At 38.7% G+C, this 22257-nt stretch carries 21 protein-coding genes and 1 tRNA gene; 5 read left to right on the top strand and 17 right to left on the bottom strand.

Annotated elements, in window-relative coordinates; all coding sequences use genetic code 11:
- Positions 1-7 precede the first annotated feature (7 nt).
- On the bottom strand, positions 8-352 hold the full coding sequence (locus ACQKTA_RS00440) for a PTS glucitol/sorbitol transporter subunit IIA (protein ID WP_332580756.1): 345 nt from the start codon (positions 350-352) through the stop codon (positions 8-10).
- 106 nt (positions 353-458) lie between these two features.
- Here ACQKTA_RS00440 and ACQKTA_RS00435 point away from each other — a divergent pair, with 106 nt between their 5' ends.
- Both ACQKTA_RS00435 and ACQKTA_RS00430 read left to right on the top strand, forming a co-directional pair.
- On the top strand, positions 459-1478 hold the full coding sequence (locus ACQKTA_RS00435; protein ID WP_427813801.1) for a lactonase family protein: 1020 nt from the start codon (positions 459-461) through the stop codon (positions 1476-1478).
- 18 nt (positions 1479-1496) lie between these two features.
- Positions 1497-1658, top strand: a complete 162-nt coding sequence (locus tag ACQKTA_RS00430) for a hypothetical protein (RefSeq protein ID WP_427813800.1) — start codon at positions 1497-1499, stop codon at positions 1656-1658.
- Between the two features lie 236 nt (positions 1659-1894).
- Here ACQKTA_RS00430 and ACQKTA_RS00425 read toward each other — a convergent pair whose 3' ends face one another.
- From ACQKTA_RS00425 to groES, 9 genes are all read right to left on the bottom strand, one after another.
- Positions 1895-2320: a hypothetical protein gene (locus tag ACQKTA_RS00425; protein WP_332580753.1), complete on the bottom strand. Its 426-nt coding sequence runs from the start codon at positions 2318-2320 to the stop codon at positions 1895-1897.
- A gap of 150 nt (positions 2321-2470) precedes the next feature.
- Positions 2471-5152 carry a calcium-translocating P-type ATPase, SERCA-type gene (locus tag ACQKTA_RS00420; protein ID WP_427813799.1) on the bottom strand — a complete coding sequence of 894 codons (2682 nt, stop codon included), beginning with the start codon at positions 5150-5152 and terminating at the stop codon, positions 2471-2473.
- A gap of 238 nt (positions 5153-5390) precedes the next feature.
- On the bottom strand, positions 5391-6137 hold the full coding sequence (locus tag ACQKTA_RS00415; RefSeq protein ID WP_427813798.1) for a tRNA 2-thiocytidine biosynthesis TtcA family protein: 747 nt from the start codon (positions 6135-6137) through the stop codon (positions 5391-5393).
- A 20-nt stretch (positions 6138-6157) separates the two neighbouring features.
- Positions 6158-7963, bottom strand: coding sequence for an LTA synthase family protein (locus ACQKTA_RS00410; RefSeq protein ID WP_427813797.1), 1806 nt, complete (start codon positions 7961-7963; stop codon positions 6158-6160).
- A 112-nt stretch (positions 7964-8075) separates the two neighbouring features.
- Positions 8076-8900, bottom strand: coding sequence for an ammonia-dependent NAD(+) synthetase (nadE, locus tag ACQKTA_RS00405; protein WP_427813796.1), 825 nt, complete (start codon positions 8898-8900; stop codon positions 8076-8078).
- A 14-nt stretch (positions 8901-8914) separates the two neighbouring features.
- Positions 8915-10387 (bottom strand): nicotinate phosphoribosyltransferase, encoded by a 1473-nt coding sequence (locus tag ACQKTA_RS00400; protein WP_427813795.1) that lies wholly within the window; start codon positions 10385-10387, stop codon positions 8915-8917.
- Between the two features lie 177 nt (positions 10388-10564).
- Entirely contained in the window at positions 10565-10924 is a 360-nt protein-coding gene (locus ACQKTA_RS00395) for a DUF1827 family protein (RefSeq protein WP_332580747.1), read from the bottom strand.
- Between the two features lie 156 nt (positions 10925-11080).
- Positions 11081-12706: a chaperonin GroEL gene (gene groL / locus ACQKTA_RS00390; protein ID WP_332580746.1), complete on the bottom strand. Its 1626-nt coding sequence runs from the start codon at positions 12704-12706 to the stop codon at positions 11081-11083.
- 23 nt (positions 12707-12729) lie between these two features.
- Positions 12730-13014 carry a co-chaperone GroES gene (groES, locus tag ACQKTA_RS00385; protein ID WP_071856556.1) on the bottom strand — a complete coding sequence of 95 codons (285 nt, stop codon included), beginning with the start codon at positions 13012-13014 and terminating at the stop codon, positions 12730-12732.
- 196 nt (positions 13015-13210) lie between these two features.
- Between groES and ACQKTA_RS00380 the strand changes: the two genes are divergently transcribed.
- Positions 13211-13855: a CPBP family intramembrane glutamic endopeptidase gene (locus tag ACQKTA_RS00380; protein WP_407854842.1), complete on the top strand. Its 645-nt coding sequence runs from the start codon at positions 13211-13213 to the stop codon at positions 13853-13855.
- A 79-nt stretch (positions 13856-13934) separates the two neighbouring features.
- Positions 13935-14555, top strand: coding sequence for an NAD(P)-dependent oxidoreductase (locus ACQKTA_RS00375; RefSeq protein ID WP_427813794.1), 621 nt, complete (start codon positions 13935-13937; stop codon positions 14553-14555).
- 42 nt (positions 14556-14597) lie between these two features.
- Here the strand turns inward: ACQKTA_RS00375 and ACQKTA_RS00370 are convergent, their stop codons facing one another.
- The 7 genes from ACQKTA_RS00370 to ACQKTA_RS00340 form a co-directional block, all read right to left on the bottom strand.
- On the bottom strand, positions 14598-15407 hold the full coding sequence (locus ACQKTA_RS00370; protein ID WP_332580743.1) for an MBL fold metallo-hydrolase: 810 nt from the start codon (positions 15405-15407) through the stop codon (positions 14598-14600).
- 48 nt (positions 15408-15455) lie between these two features.
- Positions 15456-16301 (bottom strand): two-component system regulatory protein YycI, encoded by an 846-nt coding sequence (locus tag ACQKTA_RS00365; RefSeq protein ID WP_427813793.1) that lies wholly within the window; start codon positions 16299-16301, stop codon positions 15456-15458.
- Complete coding sequence (locus tag ACQKTA_RS00360) at positions 16302-17615, bottom strand: YycH family regulatory protein (protein WP_427813792.1); 1314 nt, start codon at positions 17613-17615, stop codon at positions 16302-16304.
- Positions 17612-19432, bottom strand: a complete 1821-nt coding sequence (gene walK, locus ACQKTA_RS00355) for a cell wall metabolism sensor histidine kinase WalK (RefSeq protein ID WP_407854846.1) — start codon at positions 19430-19432, stop codon at positions 17612-17614. The genes ACQKTA_RS00360 and walK overlap by 4 nt, the downstream gene beginning before the upstream one ends.
- An 11-nt stretch (positions 19433-19443) precedes the next feature.
- Positions 19444-20148 carry a response regulator YycF gene (gene yycF / locus ACQKTA_RS00350; RefSeq protein WP_332580739.1) on the bottom strand — a complete coding sequence of 235 codons (705 nt, stop codon included), beginning with the start codon at positions 20146-20148 and terminating at the stop codon, positions 19444-19446.
- 215 nt (positions 20149-20363) lie between these two features.
- On the bottom strand, positions 20364-21218 hold the full coding sequence (locus tag ACQKTA_RS00345; protein ID WP_427813791.1) for a DegV family protein: 855 nt from the start codon (positions 21216-21218) through the stop codon (positions 20364-20366).
- Positions 21211-21759 carry a DUF1836 domain-containing protein gene (locus tag ACQKTA_RS00340; protein ID WP_332580737.1) on the bottom strand — a complete coding sequence of 183 codons (549 nt, stop codon included), beginning with the start codon at positions 21757-21759 and terminating at the stop codon, positions 21211-21213. Before ACQKTA_RS00340 ends, ACQKTA_RS00345 begins: the two co-directional genes overlap by 8 nt.
- A gap of 298 nt (positions 21760-22057) precedes the next feature.
- On the opposite strand from ACQKTA_RS00340, the gene ACQKTA_RS00335 reads away from it, so the two are divergent.
- Positions 22058-22130 (top strand) — tRNA-Lys (locus ACQKTA_RS00335).
- Positions 22131-22257: the final 127 nt, after the last annotated feature.

Here is a 22257-nt window from a genome sequence, read left to right as displayed (position 1 = left end):
TCACATCCTATTTATAAGTAATTTTCATCCCTACTTCTAGTTCAGGTAATTTTTCTGGTGTTACATAGATACCATTTGGAATCATACCGACTTCTTTTTGGAAAAATACAGTAGCATGTCCAATTTCATTTAAATTTTGATTGGCTAAGTGCCCAATACCCTGCACTTGATACACTTGATTGCCAAAAAATAGCTGACTTCCTTCTTTAAGCGTGATTGGTTCATCTCCGCTCTTTTTTTGAACGATCGATACATCTAATAGGTCCGACGGAATTGCTTCGCCAAAAAGCACTAAAAGATTTTCATCGTTGATTGCATCTTTGCCAATTTGAGTAATTTCAGTCACTGTCATAATTCACGCTCTTTTCCTGTTTATTTTTCAATTATATCATAAAGTTAGCGCTATCCAAGAGCCAATAAAATTGCTAGAATATAGATACAATGAAGGAGGTTTTTCCATGATCCACAAAATACTTTTAGGCACCTATACCCGACGCATTAGTCAAGGGATCTATCAAATCGAGTTAGATACGACGAATGAAACGTTGGAAAATTTAGCATTAGTTCTGGCAGAAACAAGCCCTACCTACTTAGCAAAAAGTAAATTGAATCGTTTATACGCTGTGACCAGCCGCAATGATCAAGGAGGCGTTTCTAGCTATGATAATGAAAACAACTTTTTGAATGCGGTAACAGAAGCAGGCGCACCTCCTTGTTACGTGGCCGTCGACGATGAGCGTCAACTTGTTTATGCAGCTAACTACCATAAAGGTGCTTTAAACACTTATAAAATTCAAACAGATGGTTCGCTTGAAGCAAAATCTGCTGTAGAGCATAAAGAACCGACTGGCCCTCATAAAAACCAAGATCATGCCCATACACATTATACTGATCTAACACCAGACCAACGTTTAGCCGTCTGTGATCTAGGAACTGATCGTCTTTATACTTATAATGTCAGTACCGATGGCGCAGTTGAAGAAACCGCCGTTTATGTAGCTGAAGTAGGAACTGGTCCACGTCACCTGGTCTTTCATCCAAATGAAACAACGGCGTATTTATTCGGTGAGTTAGACAGCAGTGTCACTGTACTTGCCTACGATGCTGCAGATGGCAGCTTTATGCAAAAGCAAAAACTTTCTACATTACCGGCAGATTTTGACGGTGAAAACGGAGGTGCAGCGATTCGCATTTCTAAAGATGGTCATTTCTTATACGCTTCAAATCGCGGTCATAACTCAATCGCAGTCTTTGCGATCACAGAAAATGGATCAAAACTTGAATTGATTCAAATTATTTCAAGTGAAGGTGATTTCCCACGCGATTTTGCTTTGAGTCCTGATGATGCTTACATTGTCTGTGCAAACCAAAATACCGATAATCTAACACTTTATCGCAGAGATCAAACAACGGGTCTCTTACAAATGATCCAAAAAGATATTTATGCCCCAGAAACCGTTTGTGTTTATTTCGAATAAAAGGAAGCGATTTGTTAAATGGATAAAGAAGCTGTGATCGAACGTCTAAAAACAGAGTTGGGATTGCCGAACTTCAAAGGACGTTTAGAAGAAAAAGAATACACAGAAGCAGAATATCAAAAAATCAAGGATGATTTGAATGATTATTTCGAAAACTATGTACGAAACATAGAAAATTAATAAAAAAACTCTTTAAGCAAATTGCTTAAAGAGTTTTTTCATTGTATGAATCCATGACTTAAAAAAAGAGCACCGATCGGCAAATCGGTGCAAAGGAGTATTACCTAAATGCAATGAAAAAGAAAAGGTTGTTATTGGTTATGAATTAATCATACCTGATTCTCTATTCACTGTACTTAAAATAACGTTATAATAAAATTAGAAAAACTTTGTTCTTTTAGAATTTGTATTGTTCACTATTTCAATAACAAATTAGTAATTTTTTGGATCGTTTTGTAAATTGTATCTGTTGCAGCATCTTGTTTTTTTTCAGCGGCATCGAACGCTTCTTCATTAACTTGCGGCAATAGACTATCAGTCATTTCTTGGCAACCAGCTACATAGTCAACATATGCTTTTTGGAAACTTTTATGGTTTCCCATTACTTTTGCTGGCGGTTTAAGCAAACTGATTTTTTCTAGATTCAATTTATAGAATTGTGTTCCTTCTTTGAATAGTTCATGGATTTCTGATAAATGACTTGGATCAAAATCAGCCATTGTTTTTTCATCTAACGCTGTCCGAATTTCTTCGTAACTTGGGTGTAAACGTTCGCCCATTTGCTCTGTTGCTTGAACGATTTCGTTGATTTCTCTTGCATAAAATCCTGTATTAGGTCGCATTCATTTATTCCTACTTTCTATTTTAGATACTTTCATTTTACCCATTTTTACTGATTAAGCAAAGTTGTAGTAAAAATGAACACTAAATTTAATTGTTTTTAAAAATGAAAAGCGTCATTATCTTACTTCAAGATAATAACGCTTTTCTAATTAATTCTTATTCTTCATACTTGTACGTTGGAAGAATTTTACGATTTCAACGATTGGAATGATCGCAAAAGATGAACCAATTACGATGCCCCATTGATATAAATCTAAGTGAGCAACTCGGAAAATATCATTCAATCCCGGAACAATGATGATGACCATCATCAAAGCAAAGGATAAAAGAATCGCCCAGTTGAAAGCTTTGTTTCTAAATGCTCCCACAGTAAACAGTGATTGATGAATCGATTTCACATTGAAAGCATGGAACAATTGCATCAAGCCTAAAGTTGCAAAAGCCATTGTCAAAGCATCCGAATGAATTTCTGCATAAACGGTATGGACTGGCCATTGAATCGCTGACCAATATACGAACAAGACTGTTGCTGCTTCTAAGATCCCTTGATAGATGATACTTGAGAAGACACCGCCTGAGAATAAGTTCGAACTACGACCACGAGGTTTGTGGCTCATCAGATCTTTTTCTGCCGGCTCCATTCCAAGGGCAATTGCTGGGAATGTATCTGTTACTAAGTTGATCCATAACAGGTGGATCGGTAATAAAGTATCCCAACCAAGAAGGGTCGCGATAAATAATGTCAATACTTCGCCTAAATTAGCAGCCAATAGATATTGAACAGATTTTTGGATATTTGAGAACACTTTTCGGCCTTCTTCAACAGCCACGACGATTGTTGCGAAGTTATCATCCGCTAAGACCATATCTGATGCGCCTTTTGAAACTTCTGTACCAGTGATCCCCATTCCGATCCCGATATCGGCTTGCTTCAAGGCCGGTGCATCATTGACACCGTCACCAGTCATCGCCACCACTTTGCCTTCTTTTTGCCAAGCTTTAACGATACGGACTTTATGTTCTGGCGAAACACGCGCATAAACTGAATAGTGTTCCACTTTTTGAGCAAACTCTTCATCAGTCATTTCATTTAATTGTGCCCCTGTCAGTACAGCATCATCGTCGCCTTTAGCGATGATACCTAAACGAGCTGCGATTGCTTCGGCAGTGTCCTTGTGATCTCCAGTGATCATGATCGGACGAACACCCGCTTCTTTAGCAATCCGAACTGCTTCTGCTGCTTCGGCACGCTCTGGATCGATCATACCAACTAAACCAGCAAAAATCAGATCCGTTTCGATGACTTCTGATTCTAACTCAGCAGGTATGTGATCCACATACTTATAAGCCATCCCTAAAACACGTAATGCTTGTTGCGCCATATCTTTATTATTAGTTAAAATATCTTGTTTTTCTTTTTCAGTCATAGGAACGACTTGGCCATTCAATAAAATGTGCGTTGCACGATTCAATAAAACATCTGGCGCACCTTTAACTGCAACTAAAATTTTTCCATCTTGTTCTTCATGTAATGTACTCATCAATTTACGGTCAGAATCAAAAGGTAATTCTGCGACTCGAGGTTCTTTTGCTACTTTTTCTCTCACATCAAACTGATTGTCTAACCCAAATTGGACTAGGGCTGTTTCTGTTGGATCACCAATCAAATCGCCTTCTTGAGAAATTTTTGTATCATTAGCATAATTCATGACTTTCATCGCCATGCTGTCTACAGGCAATTCCCCATTGGCAGCAAATTGTTGATTATCGACATATAATTTTTCAACTGTCATTTGATTCAATGTCAATGTCCCCGTTTTATCAGAGGCAATAATATCGGTTGAACCCAATGTTTCGACTGCCGGTAATTTACGGATCACTGAATTTCGCTTAGCCATCACTTGTGTGCCTAAAGCCAAGATTATCGTAACGATTGCCGGCAAGCCTTCTGGTATCGCTGCAACAGCTAACGAGATTGAAGTCAATAACATATCGACCCAAGAAGTACCATTGAAGACAATTCCAACTACGAACATTACAACGGCAATCACAATGATTGCTAACGTTAAAAATTTTCCTAATTGATTCAAATTGGTTTTCAATGGTGTTTCTGTTTCATCGGCTTGGGCTAACATTCCAGCGATTTTACCGACTTCAGTATTCATACCAGTATTAACGACGATCCCTTTTCCGCGACCATATGTGACATTACTATTTGAATAAGCCATATTCACACGATCACCGATACCAACATCCGTTCCCTCGATCACAACCATTTCTTTTTCGACGGGAACAGATTCTCCCGTCAAAGCAGCTTCCTCGATTTTTAGTGAGGCGATTTCAATCAAACGTAGATCAGCTGGTACCACATCGCCTGCTTCTAACATGACAATATCTCCAGGTACTAGTTCAGTTGATTTGATTGAGCTGATGTGACCGTCGCGTAACACATTAGCATTAGGTGTCGACATTTCCCGCAATGCCTCGATAGCTTGTTCCGCTTTTGATTCTTGCACCACACCCATTACTGCATTGATGATCACAACAGCTAGAATAATGATCGAATCAACAACTTCATGAGAGACGACTGCCGAGATCACTGCTGCTGCTAGCAAAACAATGATCATCAAATCTTTGAATTGTTCAAAGAAGCGCACTATCATACTCTTCTTTTCGCCCTCTTCTAATTCATTCGGGCCATAAGCTGCTAAACGTGTTTGTGCTTCCGACTTTGTTAACCCATCCTCAGTCGTTTGCACTTCTGCTAAAACCTGTTCTGTCTCTTCAGCATAAAAAGGCTTTATTAGTTGTTGCTTTTTCTCTTCTGACATTTTTATCCTCCTTAAAATAAGTGCTGTTGGGAGTAAAAAAAATAGACTCGTGTATGCAAAAAAACACATACATAAGTCTCACTATTTAAGACAACACCAGAAATTTCTTTTCTTGTTGGTGGCGTTGCCACAGCTTATGCTGCCAGTTACTCCCCTATGAATACTAGCTGAATTATAGCATGAGAAATCATAAAAAGACAAACAATAGTTATAGGAAAAATCTTTTGTAAAGGCTTTCTTAATCGACTTTTGACCAAAAATCTGCTGCCGTTCCTTGCTCCATTCCGACGATGAATCGTTTCCGAATATCTGGATGTTCGATAGAAAGAGTCGTGACTAACTTTTTTATCTCTTCCCGTTTAGTCTTTTTATCCACAGGACAAGGATTGAAAACAACTGGTAACTCAGAGCGTTTCACAAATTGAATGATTTGTTTTTCCTCTAAATAGATCATCGGACGAATTAAAGTCACGTTTGTCTTCGATAAATAGCTAGTTGGCTCAAAACTGTTTAACCGGCCGTGAAACAAAAAGTTCATAAAATAAGTTTCGATTGCATCATCAACATGATGGCCTAAAGCAACTTTCTGACAGCCTAATTCCTGCGCTCGCGTATACAAAATTCCCCGTCGCAACTTAGCACATAGCGAACAGGGAGATCGTTCTTCCCGAATATCAAATACGATTTTTGCAATCTTAGTGGGAACGATTTCTAGCGTATAGCCTAATTCCTCCACCAATTGTTTCATCGGTGTAATATCGCAATCTTCAAATCCGATATCCAAACAGATCGGAACGATTTCAAAATCAAAACCCAGCCGTTTTTGTCTGCGCAATTGATCTAATATTACCAATAGAGTCGTACTATCTTTCCCGCCACTCATCCCAATGGCGACCCGATCGCCGGCTTGGATCATTTGATGATTCAAAATCGCTCGGCGAACAGGATTAAAATAAGTCTGATTGTCTTTCTTTTTAAATTCCATAAAGCCTCCCACACGTCTTTTTAGTCAAAAAAATTCTCTTTTAAGCTGTATTGTTCACCAGTGGTAATATCATATTGGATCAATTGATATTCTTGATAAAGTTCTTCTTGGGATTGATTGAGGCGAGCTTCCTTAAACCACTGACCATCTTGATAATACATTCCCTTTTCAAAAGCCGGCAGCTCTTCTTGAAGGGCTAATAATAACTTCTGAAAGCCGGTTTGTTGAATACCGGTTTGCTGGAAAAGATCCGCTGCAAAATAAAATGGACTGGTAACCGTCTTTTCATTCGTCAATTGATGTTGATTATCATAAAACAAGAATTCTGTTTCGTGTAGTTGATGTCCCTCATTTGCTTCTTGTGTCGTATTAGAATAAATTCCTGGCAAATGATCACCCCAGAAAACAACTAACGTCCGTTCAGGTAGTTTATCGATATCAGCTAAAAAGTCTTTCAATGCTTCACTGCTGTAAGCCACATCTTGAAGATAACTTCGAACCGAAGACGTATCGTCGCCTTTCACCAGATAAGGTACCTCGTCATATTTATTTTCATACGGCATATGTGTCTGCATCGTCACTAAATGTAAAAATTGTGGTTGTTGATTTTTCTCCAGCTGATCCATCACTTCTTGATAAGCGGACGCATCAGAGATATACGGATTGTTCTCGATTTTATCCGTGTGGGTCATCGTATCTTCATTTAAAAATTGATCAAAACCAAACGTTTGATAGACATCCTTGCGTTTATACATCGATGTATTATATGGATGGATCGCCGTTGTCTGATAGCCGCGATTTTTTAATGTTGAAACGAGTGAAGGAAAAGTCTTGAATCCTGGTACTAACATCGTATAAGGTGTGGTCATTTGACTGTTGAATAATTCCATTGAAAAACCGGTCAATGCTTCAAATTCAATATTCGCCGTACCGCCGCCATAGTTTTGTGACAACATCTGACCACTATAAGTTTTATCTGCTACAGTTCGATAATCTTTTAACGGATCTCCGCCGATAACATCCAACCCTTTCAAACGGCTTGTATCAGAAAAACTTTCACTCATGACATAGACGATATTTGGTTTTTCCTCAGATGCCGCCTGCTTTTTCACTTGATACTTTTCGGTGATTTTTTTGATCGTCGCTTCAGAATAGTTATCCGGCTTATCCATTGCATCGACTGAAAGATTATATAAAAAGCCGCCCATAAATCCCGTATTGTAATAATTCATTTTTTGACTATAAGGAATCCACAAAGCGGTTTTATTATAGGCTTTACGCAAAAGATTATTTGGTTGATTGAATCCACCAACATAAAACAGCAATCCGCTCGTCACCAACAATAATCCAAAACGAATCCATTGTTGCCGCTTGGTCAATTTTAAGCTTTGCTTCAAACTAAAAATGATCAAAAATATTCCGACTACTAATAATAGAAGAAATAGGATAAATAGTGGCAAGCCAATAATGTCTTTGATCATATTAAATTCTGTCACCATTTTCAGATCACTAGGATAAATTGGCTCCATCCGATACTTCATTTTCATAAAATTCGCACTACCGATACCGATGATCACTAGCGAATAAAAAATGCTTCCTATTTTTAACGAACCTAAAAGGCTAGTAAGCCACCCATAAAAAAGAAGTAAGACAAAACACCCTAAGAAAAATTTCTCGGTATGCCAAGAAAAAGCGAACTTAAAGGCTAATTCAAATGAAAAATTATTTTGGGTCAATTGAAAAAAAAGATTCGAAACTATGATTAGAGTTGCCACGCCTAGAACGATCAGAATCTTGCTCCAAGGGAGGCGTTTTATTTTTTGCATACGTCGCTCCTATTCCATGAATTACTAAATATTTTAGCGATAATCCGAAAAAAAGTAAAGATAACAAAAAAGCTCAGCAGCTAGATCAGCTGCTGAGCCGTTTGGCATCTGCTTATTTCCAAAAATCATCAAAGACCGTGATCGGTAAATGACGTTTATGCTGTGTTTTGTTCCACCAGTTTTCGATCGTTGCTTGAGCGTTTGAATCAATTGTTTTACCTTCTAGATAATCATCGATATCATCATATGTGACGCCTAATGCGACTTCATCCGCAACCAATGGTTTGCCGTCTTCAAGATCGGCAGTCGGCACTTTTAAGTAAATAGCTTCTTCAGCACCTAATTCTTTCAATAACATTTTACCTTGTCGTTTATTCAAACGGAACAATGGTAAAATATCTGCACCGCCGTCACCGAATTTAGTGAAGAAACCGGTGATATTTTCGGCTGCATGATCCGTTCCGATGACTGCGCCAGAATTGCCGCCAGCGATTCCATATTGGGTGATCATCCGTTGCCGCGCTTTGATATTGCCTTTATTGAAATCAGTGATCGTCACGCCGGCTTCTTCCAACGCTGCTACTTGTGCATCAACCGCTGGTTTGATATTGACACTCAAACTAACGTCTGGTTGAATAAAATCCAATGCTCGTTTGGCATCTGCTTCATCTGCTTGCGTACCGTAAGGCAATCGGACAGCAATAAAACGATAGCTGTCATCACCAGTTTCATCACGCATCTCAGTCATTGCTAACTGAGCTAAACGCCCTGCTAATGAAGAATCTTGCCCGCCGCTGATCCCTAAGACCAAGGTTTTTAAAAACGGATATTTTTTTAGATAGTCTTTAAGAAAGTCGACACTTTTGCGGATTTCTGCTTTTGGATCGATTTCTGGTTTTGTTCCTAATTCTTTGATAATTTCTGTTTGCAATGTCATCAGACATCCACTCCCTAATCTTCTTGGTCTATTTTTACCACTGAATTACGTACTTTTTCCATAATTCTATTTTTGTGGTTCCAACATTCCGTAGACAAATCTACTGGATATTTTTGCGGGTTCAAATCCCGTTTGTATTCTTCCCATAAAGAGTCCAAACTATTTTTGGCTGTTTGTTTGACTTCTTCCAAATCAGGAAGTTCATAAATCAATTTCCCATCGACAAAAATCTCTTGCAGAATCGGACGGGCTTCAAAATTTTTCACCGTCTTATTGATATATGGATAGACTGGATGGAACATGAAGATCTCATCTTCTTTTCGAGGATCTTCATTCCACAAAGTCACGTAATCTCCTTCAGATTTCCCATCTGATTTACGTGTGATACGCCATACTTGTTTTTTACCCGGTGTCGTCACTTTTTCAGCATTACTTGAAAGTTTAATCGTATCGATCATTTCACCGTTCTCATTTTCGATTGAAACCAATTTGAAGACTGCTCCTAACGCTGGTTGGTCATAGGCCGTGATCAATTTTGTTCCGACACCCCAAACATCGATTTTTGCATGCTGCATCTTCAAGTTTAAAATCGTGCTCTCATCTAAATCGTTGGAAGCATAGATTTTTGCATCTGGAAAACCTGCTTCGTCTAATTGTTGACGTACTCGTTTGGAAATATAAGCCATATCTCCGCTATCGATTCGGACGCCTAAGAAATTGATTTTATCACCCCTTTCCCGCGCGACTTTGATGGCATTCGGCACACCCGATCTGATCGTATCGTAAGTATCAACTAAAAAGACACAATCGCGATGTGTTTGAGCATAAGCTTTAAAACCGTCGTAGTCATTTCCGTATGATTGGATCAAGGAATGCGCATGTGTTCCGCTGTCAGGAATTCCAAAAATTTTCCCTGCACGAACATTACTCGTTGCATCCGCACCGCCAATATAAGCTGCTCGCGTACCCCATAGTGCCGCATCCATTTCTTGCGCTCGACGTGTCCCAAATTCTAATAATGGATCCTCGCCGATCACTGATTTGATCCGTGCTGCTTTTGTAGCAATCAAAGTTTGGAAATTAACGATATTCAAAAGTGCTGTTTCGACTAATTGACAATGTAACAACGGTCCTTCCACTTGGATCAAAGGCTCATTGCTGAATACCAGCTCTCCTTCGATCACTGAACGGACAGTACAAGAAAATTTAAACTCGCGTAAATAGTCGATAAAATCAGCTGGATAATGTTCGACCTCTGATAAATAAGCAAGATCGCTCTCGCTGAAAGTCAGATTTTCTAAATATTTTACAAGCCGTTCCAATCCGGCAAAAATCACATATCCATTGTCGAATGGCATATTACGAAAATAGCATTCAAATACCGCATGAAGATCTGCTCGACCCGTCTCCCAATAAGTTTTCATCATATTGATCTGATACAGGTCCGTATGAAGGGTCAAACTGTCATCTTCGTACAACTTTTTCATAGTCCATGCTCCTCATTTGTTTTTAGTGAATTAAACTAATTTGTCTTATTATATCATAAGAGCTTAGCACGAGTAGTATTAGCTCCCTTAGCTACGAAGAAATTTCATTTTAAATTTGAAACAAAAAAAAGAGAGCAAGACAAAAGTTTTTTCCACTTTTGTCTCGACCTCTATGAATCAATCTTTAGGCACAGTGTACTTGATAGAAATGATATCTTTATAGGAATTTTTGGGTCTGATTCCTGCTTCATCGATTTGTTTTTTATATCCTACATTGATCGATACATCTTTACGATCCACTTTCAATAAACGATGGATGATCGTATCGACTTCTTTATGGTTGATTTTACGTTGACGATTTAGTAGCAATAATTCGATCGTATCAAAACGATCTGCATAGATGATCTTCGTCCGATCATACGCATACAATTTAAAATATTTTACTGCTTGACGATTATCAAAGGCATACTTCGTCAAATTTGGGTAAAGTGTTTCGATATTTAGGTTGCTATTTAATGGTGTTTCGATTAATTTCATCCAATCAGCTCCTCTACGCTCACAATTGTTTAGTTAAAAAATAACTAACTCTCACTAATTATTTTACCATAATTATTCTGTGATTTTTCTTCATAATCGAAATTTTTTTGAAAAAAATGACTATTAAAATGCTTTAAATGCCTTTTTAAGTTGTTTTTACATCATACCGCCCATCATTGATGGATCCATTGCTGGAGCAGCTGCGCCACCTTCGACAGGTTTGTCAGCAACAACAGCTTCAGTCGTTAACAATAATGCAGAAACAGACGCTGCATTTTGTAAGGCTGAACGAGTTACTTTAGTTGGGTCGACGATTCCGGCATCGATCATATTCACATATTCACCAGAAGCGGCATTGAAACCAGTTCCGTGTTCAGCATTTTTTAATTTATCGATCACAACTGATCCTTCAAATCCAGCATTTTCTGCGATTTGACGAACAGGTTCTTCTAACGCACGAACCACGATCTTGATCCCAGTCGCAACATCGCCTTCAGCTGCTAATTCAGAAACTTTCTTGATGACGTTGACTAAAGCAGTTCCCCCACCAGATACGATTCCTTCTTCAACTGCTGCACGCGTTGAATTCAATGCGTCTTCGATTCGTAATTTCAATTCTTTTAATTCTGTTTCAGTTGCTGCACCGACTTTAACGACCGCCACTCCGCCAGCAAGTTTTGCTAAACGTTCTTGTAATTTTTCACGGTCAAAATCAGAAGTTGTTTCGCCGATTTGACGTTTGATCATTTCTACTCGGTCAGCTAAGGCCGCTTTGTCGCCAGCACCTTCAACGATTGTTGTATTGTCTTTATCAACGACTACTTTACCAGCAGTACCTAAGTTTTCGATCGTTGCATCTTTTAATTCTAAACCTAGATCTTCAGTGATCACAGTTGCACCAGTTAAAACAGCGATATCTTCAAGCATTGCTTTACGACGGTCACCAAATCCTGGAGCTTTAACAGCTACAACATTGAACGTTCCACGAATTTTATTCAAGACTAATGTTGGTAGAGCTTCACCGTCTACATCATCAGCAATGATCAATAATGAACGAGATTGTTGTAAGACTTGTTCTAACAACGGCAAGATATCTTGGATGTTAGAGATTTTTTTGTCAGTGATTAAGATATATGGATTTTCTAGAGCGGCTTCCATTTTATCGTTGTCTGTTACCATGTATTGAGACAAGTAACCACGATCAAATTGCATTCCTTCAACTACATCTAATTCTGTATCGATCCCTTTTGATTCTTCGATCGTGATAACACCGTCGTTACCGACTTTTTCCATTGCTTCAGCGATCAATTTACCAACTTCTTCGCTGCCAGAAGATACAGCTGCTACTTGTGCAATGGCATCTTTTGAATCAACTACTTTAGAGATACTGTGTAATTCTTCTACAGCAGCTTTTGTTGCCAATTCGATCCCACGACGAATGCCCATTGGGTTTGCACCGGCAGTGACGTTTTTCAAACCTTCGCGAACGATAGCTTGAGTTAAAACAGTCGCTGTTGTCGTACCGTCACCCGCGATATCATTTGTTTTTGAAGCAACTTCAGAAACAAGTTTTGCACCCATATTTTCAAAATGATCTTCTAATTCAATATCTTTTGCGATAGTTACACCGTCATTTGTAATCAATGGTGAACCATAAGATTTTTCTAAAACAACATTACGTCCTTTAGGTCCTAATGTTACTTTTACTGTATCTGCTAATTTGTCTACACCGCGTAGCATTGCTGCACGTGCATCTTCAGAAAATTTAATATCTTTTGCCATGATTTCTTCACCTCATTAATTTTTTATTCAACGATTGCCATGATATCTTTTGCAGCGATGATCAAGTATTCGCTGCCTTCATATTTCACTTCAGTACCAGAATATTTTTCAAACATTACCATATCGCCAACTGCTACTGGCATTGGACTTTTTTCACCGTTTTCCAGTACATTGCCTTCACCCACAGCCACAACTTTTGCTGTTTGTGGTTTTTCTTTGGCAGCAGATGCCAATACTAGGCCTCCAACTGTTTTTTCTTCTTCTTGAGCAACTTCAAGAATGACACGATCACCTAATGGTTTTAACACGATAAATCCCTCCAACTAGTAATGATTTTCAAATGTTAGCACTCTTTGCTTCTAAGTGCTAACTCACAGTTATTATCATACTCATTTTTACTTCTTTTTGCAAGTCCTTGGTTTATCTTTTTCGATTTTTCTGCTGCAAAGCTTTTATCCAACTTATGGTATACTTGAAAACAACACGGTTTAGAAAGGAAGAAAGATGGACGCAAAAAAATATAGTTTTATTACCATTGCTACTTACGGATTTGTCTTATTTTCGCCATTGCTTTTTCAGCGCTTTTTTAATGCCGGTCAATCTCAAATTATTCAGCTGACTACCTTGGCTTATTTTTTAGGAGCTGTATTAATGATAGTTTATCGTTACAAGTCACAGCCTTTCAAAATTGAAAACAAACAAAAACCATGGATCTTAGCTGGACTGATCGGGTTGATCGGTATCCCGGTCTCACTTTTGTTACAAGTAGCGATCCTACAAATCGAACAACACCTTTTAGGCCAAACGGCAGCTTCTCAAAATACTGAGAATATCGTTCAATTGATCATGAACAATATGGTCTTTATCTTGGCCACTACGATTGCTGGTCCAATTATGGAAGAATTTGTTTTCCGTCGCGCGATTTTTGGAGCGCTAGAAATAAAATTCGGTTTTTTCATTCCTGCACTGATTAGTTCTTTACTATTTGCTTTTGCTCACAATGATGGTCATTATCTTTTATATGCAGGTCTAGGTTTCTTGTTCTGCGGAATGTATCGTTATAGTGGTCGCATCTGGACATCGATGATCACCCATGTTGGTATGAATTTATTAGTGGTGATCACACAACTAGCTTTACAATCAAAATAAGCACAAACCTAATCTTTTGCCTTTTACGTAAAACCTCCTTAGACTGAAAGTATCATAATGTCTAGGGAGGTTTTAGTTTATGAAAATAGGAATTATCGGTGCAACCGGAAATGCTGGCTCATTGATTTTAAAAGAAGCATTAGCTCGTGACCTATCCGTCACCGCCATTGTCCGGCATCCAGAAAAGCTCCAAGTAAAAGTCCCCATCTTAGTTAAAGATTTATTCGAACTTACACCAAAAGATGTCGCTTTTTTTGATGTCATTGTCGATGCCTTTCGACCACCGATCGGACAAGAAGAAATGCACCAGACATCGCTTAAACATTTAGCCGATATTTTACGTAATAGTACTACTCGATTGATCGTAGTCGGCGGTGCTTCTTCTTTATTTATCAATGACAATGAACGAATGATCGATGTTTCTGATCCAAAAGCGGATTATTATCCAACTGCCTATAATATGTATCAAGCCTTTTTGAACTTAAAAATAGAGGAACAAGTCAATTGGACGTATTTAAGTCCAGCAGCAAATTTCATTCCTGCTGGTGAACGGACTGGCCATTACTTTACTAGCGATGATCACTTAAAGAAAAATGAAGCTGGTAAAAGTGAGATCAGTATGGCTGATTATGCGATTGCAGTAATCGACGAAGCCATCGAACCGCGTCATCTAAAACAACAATTCAGCGTTTATAATTAATCACAAAAAACAGCGAACCTAAAAAATAGGCTCGCTGTTTTTTTAGATTGCGAATAAATCCGTCGCACTGTCGGGATCTGTATCAAAAATCTGGAACTGATGATTGACACCTAGATCATAACGTGTCAATGTTTCTTCCATCGTCATATGTGCCAATTCTTTCATATTATTTTCTCGGCTCAAATGGCCTAGATAGATTCGTTTTGTTCGATCACCTAGGATATCTGTCATTACTAATGCACCATCGTCATTAGATAAATGGCCGCGATCGCCCAAGATCCGTTGTTTTAAACTCCACGGATACGCACCCATTCGCAGCATCTCTAAATCATGATTGCTTTCAACTAGATAGGCATCTGCATCGCGGATCGTTCCTCTCACATGTTCGCTCGCATAGCCCGTATCCGTCAGCATCACAAATGAATGGCCGTCTTTATAAAAACGATAAAACTGCGGTGCCGCAGCATCATGCGACACGCCGAAACTTTCGATATCTAAGTCCCCAAACGTCAAGACTTTTCCCATATCAAAAATTTGTTTTTGTTCTAGATCGACTTTTCCGATCAACGGAGCCATCGCTTCCCACGTTTTTTCGTTGGCATAGACTGGTAATTTATATTTTCTTGCTAGAACACCTACACCATGGATATGATCGCGGTGTTCATGCGTGACTAAAATCGCATCAAGATCTTCAGGTTTTCGATCGACCTCTGCCAATAATGAAGTAATTTTTTTTCCACTCAATCCAGCATCGACTAAAATTCTTTTTTGCGGCGTTTCTAAGTACAAAGAATTCCCTGAACTTCCGCTCGCTAAGATGCTGACTTTGAAGGCGTGATCCATTTCTAACATGAGCAATTGGTCCTCTCTTTCAAAACTGTTCCCAGTATACAACCCTTTTTATGGATTTTCCACCTTTGGAACCAAATTGTTCGTAATCACTTGGTTGTTCAATGCATTGACTTTTTCAATTTGTGTCGTTTTATCTGATGTTCTGATATTGACGAACCAGACCGGTACGTAGACATTTTTTTCTTGCACTTCCAACGTCCGGAAGTACCCTAGATAAACATTTGTGATCGTTGATTTGGCTGGAATATTATTATTGATATACAATGTGTTCAAAATTTCTTTTTCTGAATATAGGGTCATCTTTTCTCGTAAAGGTTCAATCTCCTTGAGATGTGTCTGAGTGTATTTCATGACTTGCTCAGTGCCATCCTCTTTTTCGATATCCATCGTCACACGAGACGTCTCATCGATAAAAGGAATCCCTTCATACGATTGTGCGCCAATGATTTTTCCAAGATCTTCATCTTTTTTAGAAAGATATGAAAGGTACGTGTATTCATCACCTTTTAAAATAAACTCATTATCGGCCATCAAACGTTTGAAGCTGCTTGCTGATTTCTTTAAATCAAACTTGGTTCCAGCACTAGGATAACTCGTCAATACTTTGTCTAACGCATTCGATGTACGTGCGACCGCTTGTCCAGAAGACTCGCTAAGCAAAGAAACAAAATTGTCTTGTTCTGCACTTAAATAATAGCCCTCACGATGCTCATCTGAAATATTGCCTTCGACTTCGATGTTATCATTTTCTAAACGCCGCAAGATATCTTCTCGTTGATTCGAGGTCGTGACCAGCCGCTGTTCATGCTGATTGCTCCAATAGATACTAAAAAGAAAAATATTCAATCCAATAAATACGAGAAAAAAGATCTGTTCAATTTTTCTAAAGTCCAATTAGTTTGCCCCCGTCTCTAGATTTCCTTGCATCAGCTGATCAGCTGAATACCAGTTATCATCGTATTTGACAAACCATTCTGGCATCAGTGAAACCAGTTTGTTGACGCCGTCGACATCCTGCCAAGTATAACCAATGATAAAACTTTTGATACGAGTCAAATCAATCCCCGCAGCTGCTAAATTATTTTCCACTTCTAAAGTGCTCGGTAATTCGACTTCTTCATCTGAAGGAATCGGCACTTGGACAGTATCCATACTGGTCTCGATACTGACTTTGGCATCTGCATTATTAGGTTGTGGCTCTACCGAGATACTCATCTTGCCTTTTGAAGACGTACTGAATATCGGATAGCCTTCAACAAAAATACGGTAATTAATCATTTTATCTTTCTGATCAAAATAACGCAGATTTCCAACGGCGGTACCTAAACGACTAATATAATGAAACGTTTGACTATAAATACTGTCATTCTTCAAACTTTCCGGTAATTCACCGTTGAAGGTAACCAAACGTTTTTGCTCATCCATCATTAGTTCTTCGTGTCCGCTGATAAATGAACGTGTCCCGCTGGCCTCCTCTTCGCCTTTTGCTTGGTCAGGATTTTGGAAAAAGGCATTTCTAAATAGAGAATACGATTGCGTCGTTAAAATATAACTATATTTTTTCAACCGAACCCGTTCTTGCGTTTCTAACAATCGAGGAAACGTTGGATTGTCACTCGACATACTCAAGTAGCGTCCTTGATTCTTCTCATAAATCTCTTTGATATTTGAGACATCTACAGAAGCCGTTGCTTCATAGACGATGTTTTCTTTGTAGTTCAAAAAGCGAATCTTTTTTCTAGCAAAATCAACTTGGATTTTAGAAAATGTGATCGTATCTGAATTTTTCAGTGCCTTCAAACTAATTGGCATATCGAATACTTTTACGTATTCTGCTAGTGAAAAATCACCTTCATAATTAAACTCGACCCCATCAGATAAGCTGTAATAGTTCTGGATTTCTGTTTCACCGCTGGCCACTTGCTGCAATTGGCCATAGGTGCTTTCGGTCAAACGAGCTTGGGTAGTAGCCAATAAATTTTCACTGCTAGTTTGATATTTTCCACCATGGATATCCCAAATGCCTCGTAAAGGCAAAAAGGCATCCGTTGCTTTGGCATAATTTTGAGCATTTTTCACGGTTTGTTTCGTTGTATTGACTTCAGTTGTCTTAACCGTTGGGCTGAGCCAAATGGCATACGTCAATACCAAACTTAACAAAATCAAAGCTAAAAGCGCGATTCGGATAATTTTTTCTGATAATCTCATTCCCAAATATCCTCCTCATACGGCTCGTAAGGTAAAGAAATATAAAATGTCGATCCCTTGCCTTCAACACTTTCCACCCAAATTTGACCATTGTGAGCTTTCATAACTTCTTTTGAAATGGCTAGTCCCAGACCGGTACCGCCTTGTTGACGTGCCCGAGCCTTATCTACTCGATAGAAACGTTCAAAGACTTTATCCAGATCTTTTTTAGGAATTCCTAGACCTTCATCCGAGATACCTAAAACGACATTGTTATGAGTCTCCATCAACTGAGCCGTAATTTTTCCACCATCTGGTGAATACTTGATCGCATTGTTCATGATATTATCGAGCACTTGCATGATTTTATCAGTATCGATCTCTACCCACAGATCACGTTCAGTAAATTCACGTACGATCCGATAATTTTTTTCTTGCCCCGTTACCATCATATCGAAGCGATCTAGAATATAATCGACTAATTCGTTGAAATTGACCAATTCAAGATCCATTTGCTGTGCACCGGAGTCCATCCGCGAAAGATTCAATAGATCATTGATCATACGGATCATTCGATCGGTTTCGCCTAAAGTTACTTGAATAAAATTTGGTGCGATATTCTCATCTTGCCAAGCGCCTTCTTCTAACGCTTCTAGATAGCTGCGCACACTAGTCAATGGTGTCCGCAATTCATGAGAAACATTCGATACGAATTGACGACGTTCTTCATCGGTTTTTTCTTGTTCGGTTACGTCATGTAACACGACGACCAACCCACTGATAAAACCAGATTCACGACGAATCATCGCAAAGTCTGAACGTAAAGTGATCTGTTCTTCTTCTTTTGAACGGTCGATCAAAATTTCTCCCGGTGCTTCTAATAATTTACGTAAAGTATATTCTTCTTCCAAATCTAATAACGTCAAGATCGATTGTCCGATTGCTTCTTCATTATCCATATCTAATAATGATAACGCCATCTCGTTGATCGTGATGACTTTTCCGCGTCGATCGGTGGCAATAACGCCATCGGTCATATGAGTCAGAACGCTGTCTAAACGATTTCGTTCTGCTTCCATCGTATCTTGTGCATCTTCTACTCGGTCAGATAATTTATTGAAGGTCTCGGCTAGTTGACTTAATTCATCGTGCCCATGGATTTCAACTTTTTCTGAATAATCTCCTTGGGCGATCCGCATAGCTTGTTTTTGCATTTCTTTGATTGGTTTAGTGATCGAACGGGCGACCAATAAAGCCACGATGATCGATATCAGCCCGGCAATAACGGAGGCCGTAAAGAAGATCAAAGCGGTATTGCTTATTTCGGTATATTTTTGTTCAATATCACTCTTAACATAAAGAGCCCCGATCACAGCCGAATCGCCGGTCGGGGACTGAATAGGTTGAACATTAATATATACCCGTTGATTATTGTCATCGAGTGTCACATATTGTTTCAATGAAAAATCATCGATCTCGCTAGAATCATTTTTCTTTCCGACGATCGAATCCTTTTGACCGACATCATTAGTCGCCAAAACAATTCCCTTATCATCTACGACCCACATTTCTTTGATGTCCGATGCCGTATTATTTTCTAAGATCCGTTGCAACTGATCGGCTTCATTTTCGCTATTTTCAGCCATCGTCGAAGCAATCGTCGTGCTTAATAAAGCGACCCGTTGATTCATGTCTTTTGTAAAACTATTGATCGTTGATTTTTCAAGGCCACGAATAAAGTACGCACCGATAAGTTCGATTGAAATCAGTAAAATTAAAATAAATGAGAATGCAACTTTAAAATTTACTGATCGATAAAAACGGACTTTCTTTTCCATGTTCCCTTCCTTTAATCCTGTTCAGGATTGCGTAGGTAATAGCCTACGCCACGTCTGGTTACTAAATAAGTCGGATGACTTGGGTTGTCTTCAATTTTTTCGCGTAAACGACGAACGGTCACATCAACTGTCCGAACATCCCCAAAATAATCATAGCCCCAAACCGTTTGCAATAAATGTTCACGTGTCATGACTTGGCCAATGTGTTTGGCTAAATAATGCAATAATTCAAATTCACGATGCGTCAATTCGATCGTACCGCCATGTTTTGTGACCATATACGCATCTGGATGAATCGTTAAATCACCGATTGTCAGATCCGTTTGGGTCGTTGTTTCTTCTTCTTTTGGAGCTTGTCCGCCACGACGTAAATTGGCTTTTACTCGTGCGACTAATTCACGATTAGAAAAAGGTTTCGTTACATAATCATCGGCGCCTAATTCTAACCCTAAAACTTTATCGATCTCAGAATCTTTTGCCGTCACCATAATGATCGGCATCTCATGTGTTTTGCGTACTTCACGAGCTACTTCTAAACCATCTTTTTTTGGTAACATCAAATCCAAAATAATCAAATCTGGATTCACTTCTTCTACTTTCTCTAAAGCTTCCTCACCATCATAAGCGGTAAAGACTTCATAGCCTTCTTTCGTCAGATTGAACTTAACAATATCGGAAATCGGTTTTTCATCATCAACAACTAGAATTTTTTTCACTAAGGGTCACCTCATACCTTTTTTAAGATTGTATGTACGCCTTACCATTATACAATAATTTCAATAGTGTTTCATCTTTTCAATAATACTACCGTTCTTTTACAATAATTACTTAAGAAAAAAAGCAAAAAAATTGACGATTATCCGGTCAGCTAAGAAAAGTCCCACCTTATATAGGAAATAAAAAAAGACGAGCAACAGCTCGTCTCTCATTATTAATCAAGTACTTGACACACCACACCTAGCGAACCTGGACCCGTATGGACGGCTAGTGCTGGTGAGACTTTACCAAAATAAATATTCTCAGCAGTAGGAAATAATTCGTGTAAACGCGCACGCATCTTTTCTGCGGTTTCTAACGCATCTGCTTGTGTGATTGCTAGATTAAAACGCTTATGTGTACCGATTTGGTCTTTCACCAATTGGATCGTTTTATCGATACTTTTGTTCAAGCCTCGTACTTTAGCAACAGTATAATAAATACCTTCTGGATTACATGAAATAATCGGCTTTAATTTTAGGGCGCTACCTAATAATGACGCCACTAACCCAATTCGACCACCTTTTTGTAAATATTCAAGGGTATCAACATTAAAGAAGATTTTAGTATGGGGAATTTTACTTTCAACTTCAGCGATCACATCGTTGAAATTTTTTCCTTGTTTGATCAAATCGCCTGCATAAATTGCTAGAATACCTGCGCCGATCCCGACATTTTTGGTATCGATCGAATGGAAAGTCAGGCCTTCATAATGCTCACCCAATACACGTAAAGCATTATACGTTCCGCTTAATCCGCTTGAGATCGTCACCATGATCACATGGGTATAACCTTGAGCTTTGATTTGATCAAAAACTTGATGGATCAATTCTCCATCTGGTAATGATGTTTTAGGTAATTCTTTTTTTATCAAGGGGAAAATCGTATCAGAACTGATATCGATCCCATCTCGGTATTCTTTATCACTAAAGATGATTCTAAGCGGAACCATAAAAAATGGTCCATTATCAATCACTTCTTGTGGGACATCGGTCCCTGAATCAACTAAAACTGCAATTTTCTCAGTCATTACTTTCGCCTTCTTTCTCTTTTTCCAATTGAATGATCTTTTCCGCTAACATTTTTTGCGTCAGCGAAGCGACCGCACTTTCCATTGCTAAATAATACACGTCCTTATTGGTCCGCGTCGTAGTGATCGTTTCACCTGCGATCATTTTTGCACTATCGCTCAACGCCGCTTCTTGTACGATACAAAAATTGTTATAGGCTTCTTGCGGTTCATTGACCGATAACTGCATCCGGATCAACTCGTTGATATCTGGAATCGCAAATACTTGTTTCAACGAAGTGATCGCGATCAAGTAAGCCAAGTGATTGCGATTGTAACGCTTCTTCACTGGTGGTGGTACCAATTTGTGTTTAACGTAATTATTCACCATCGCACTCGATAGGACAGTTTGCTTTTCATTTTGAATCAATGGAGACAAGTAACGATCGACTAGCGTAATGACTTGATCCATATACAATTCTAATTCTGGTAATTCTTCCCAACGAGGCAGGCGAACACTTTGAATCGTTTCGGCCCATTCTTTGAGTGCATTCTCTTCCAAATCTCATAGCTCCTCTTGTGATACTGAAAATTTCGTTTATCTATTGGTTCAAAGATATTTTTTATTTTTCAATCATTTTATTGAAACGCCAGTCAATTGATTTTATCGTTAAAAATAGTTAGACTACGATAAAGTGACAAATGAAACCGGCATCTTTGAATTCTTATTTTAGCAAAATTACCATGATTCTACAATATAGTTTCGGAAACTAGATAAATAAAATATTTTCTTTAATTAAATCTTTATTTATTCTTGCATTTTTATTTTCTCAGTGCTAACATATGTAAGTAATTTGTTTGGGCTGTTAGCTCAGTTGGTAGAGCAGCTGACTCTTAATCAGCGGGTCGTGGGTTCGAACCCCTCACAGCCCATTGGGTGCCAAACCCACGTCACCGGCACAATCTTGGCGTCTTCGGACGTTTCGAAAAGAATGTGTGCGGTGGCATTTTTTATTTATCTGAAAAGCAAAAAAGTTGAAACAAAAGTATTTTTACTTTT

It is taken from the genome of Enterococcus sp. 22-H-5-01 (assembly GCF_050310005.1).
Lineage (GTDB): Bacteria > Bacillota > Bacilli > Lactobacillales > Enterococcaceae > Enterococcus_A > Enterococcus_A hailinensis.
Note: the sequence above shows the minus strand (reverse complement) of the source record. Positions and strands in the feature narration are given on the sequence as shown.

Bases quoted from the DNA above. Each gene is read 5' to 3' on its own strand.
- groL (WP_332580746.1), bottom strand. From the start codon at position 12,706: ATGGCAAAAGATATTAAATTTTCTGAAGATGCACGTGCAGCAATGCTA.
- ACQKTA_RS00425 (WP_332580753.1), bottom strand. From the start codon at position 2,320: ATGCGACCTAATACAGGATTTTATGCAAGAGAAATCAACGAAATCGTT.
- ACQKTA_RS00410 (WP_427813797.1), bottom strand. From the start codon at position 7,963: ATGCAAAAAATAAAACGCCTCCCTTGGAGCAAGATTCTGATCGTTCTA.
- ACQKTA_RS00380 (WP_407854842.1), top strand. From the start codon at position 13,211: ATGGACGCAAAAAAATATAGTTTTATTACCATTGCTACTTACGGATTT.
- ACQKTA_RS00440 (WP_332580756.1), bottom strand. From the start codon at position 352: ATGACAGTGACTGAAATTACTCAAATTGGCAAAGATGCAATCAACGAT.
- ACQKTA_RS00375 (WP_427813794.1), top strand. From the start codon at position 13,935: ATGAAAATAGGAATTATCGGTGCAACCGGAAATGCTGGCTCATTGATT.
- walK (WP_407854846.1), bottom strand. From the start codon at position 19,432: ATGGAAAAGAAAGTCCGTTTTTATCGATCAGTAAATTTTAAAGTTGCA.
- ACQKTA_RS00395 (WP_332580747.1), bottom strand. From the start codon at position 10,924: ATGAAATTAATCGAAACACCATTAAATAGCAACCTAAATATCGAAACA.
- ACQKTA_RS00360 (WP_427813792.1), bottom strand. From the start codon at position 17,615: ATGAGATTATCAGAAAAAATTATCCGAATCGCGCTTTTAGCTTTGATT.
- ACQKTA_RS00400 (WP_427813795.1), bottom strand. From the start codon at position 10,387: ATGAAAAAGTTGTACGAAGATGACAGTTTGACCCTTCATACGGACCTG.
- nadE (WP_427813796.1), bottom strand. From the start codon at position 8,900: ATGACATTGCAAACAGAAATTATCAAAGAATTAGGAACAAAACCAGAA.
- ACQKTA_RS00430 (WP_427813800.1), top strand. From the start codon at position 1,497: ATGGATAAAGAAGCTGTGATCGAACGTCTAAAAACAGAGTTGGGATTG.
- ACQKTA_RS00345 (WP_427813791.1), bottom strand. From the start codon at position 21,218: ATGACTGAGAAAATTGCAGTTTTAGTTGATTCAGGGACCGATGTCCCA.
- ACQKTA_RS00370 (WP_332580743.1), bottom strand. From the start codon at position 15,407: ATGTTAGAAATGGATCACGCCTTCAAAGTCAGCATCTTAGCGAGCGGA.
- ACQKTA_RS00435 (WP_427813801.1), top strand. From the start codon at position 459: ATGATCCACAAAATACTTTTAGGCACCTATACCCGACGCATTAGTCAA.
- ACQKTA_RS00415 (WP_427813798.1), bottom strand. From the start codon at position 6,137: ATGGAATTTAAAAAGAAAGACAATCAGACTTATTTTAATCCTGTTCGC.
- ACQKTA_RS00420 (WP_427813799.1), bottom strand. From the start codon at position 5,152: ATGTCAGAAGAGAAAAAGCAACAACTAATAAAGCCTTTTTATGCTGAA.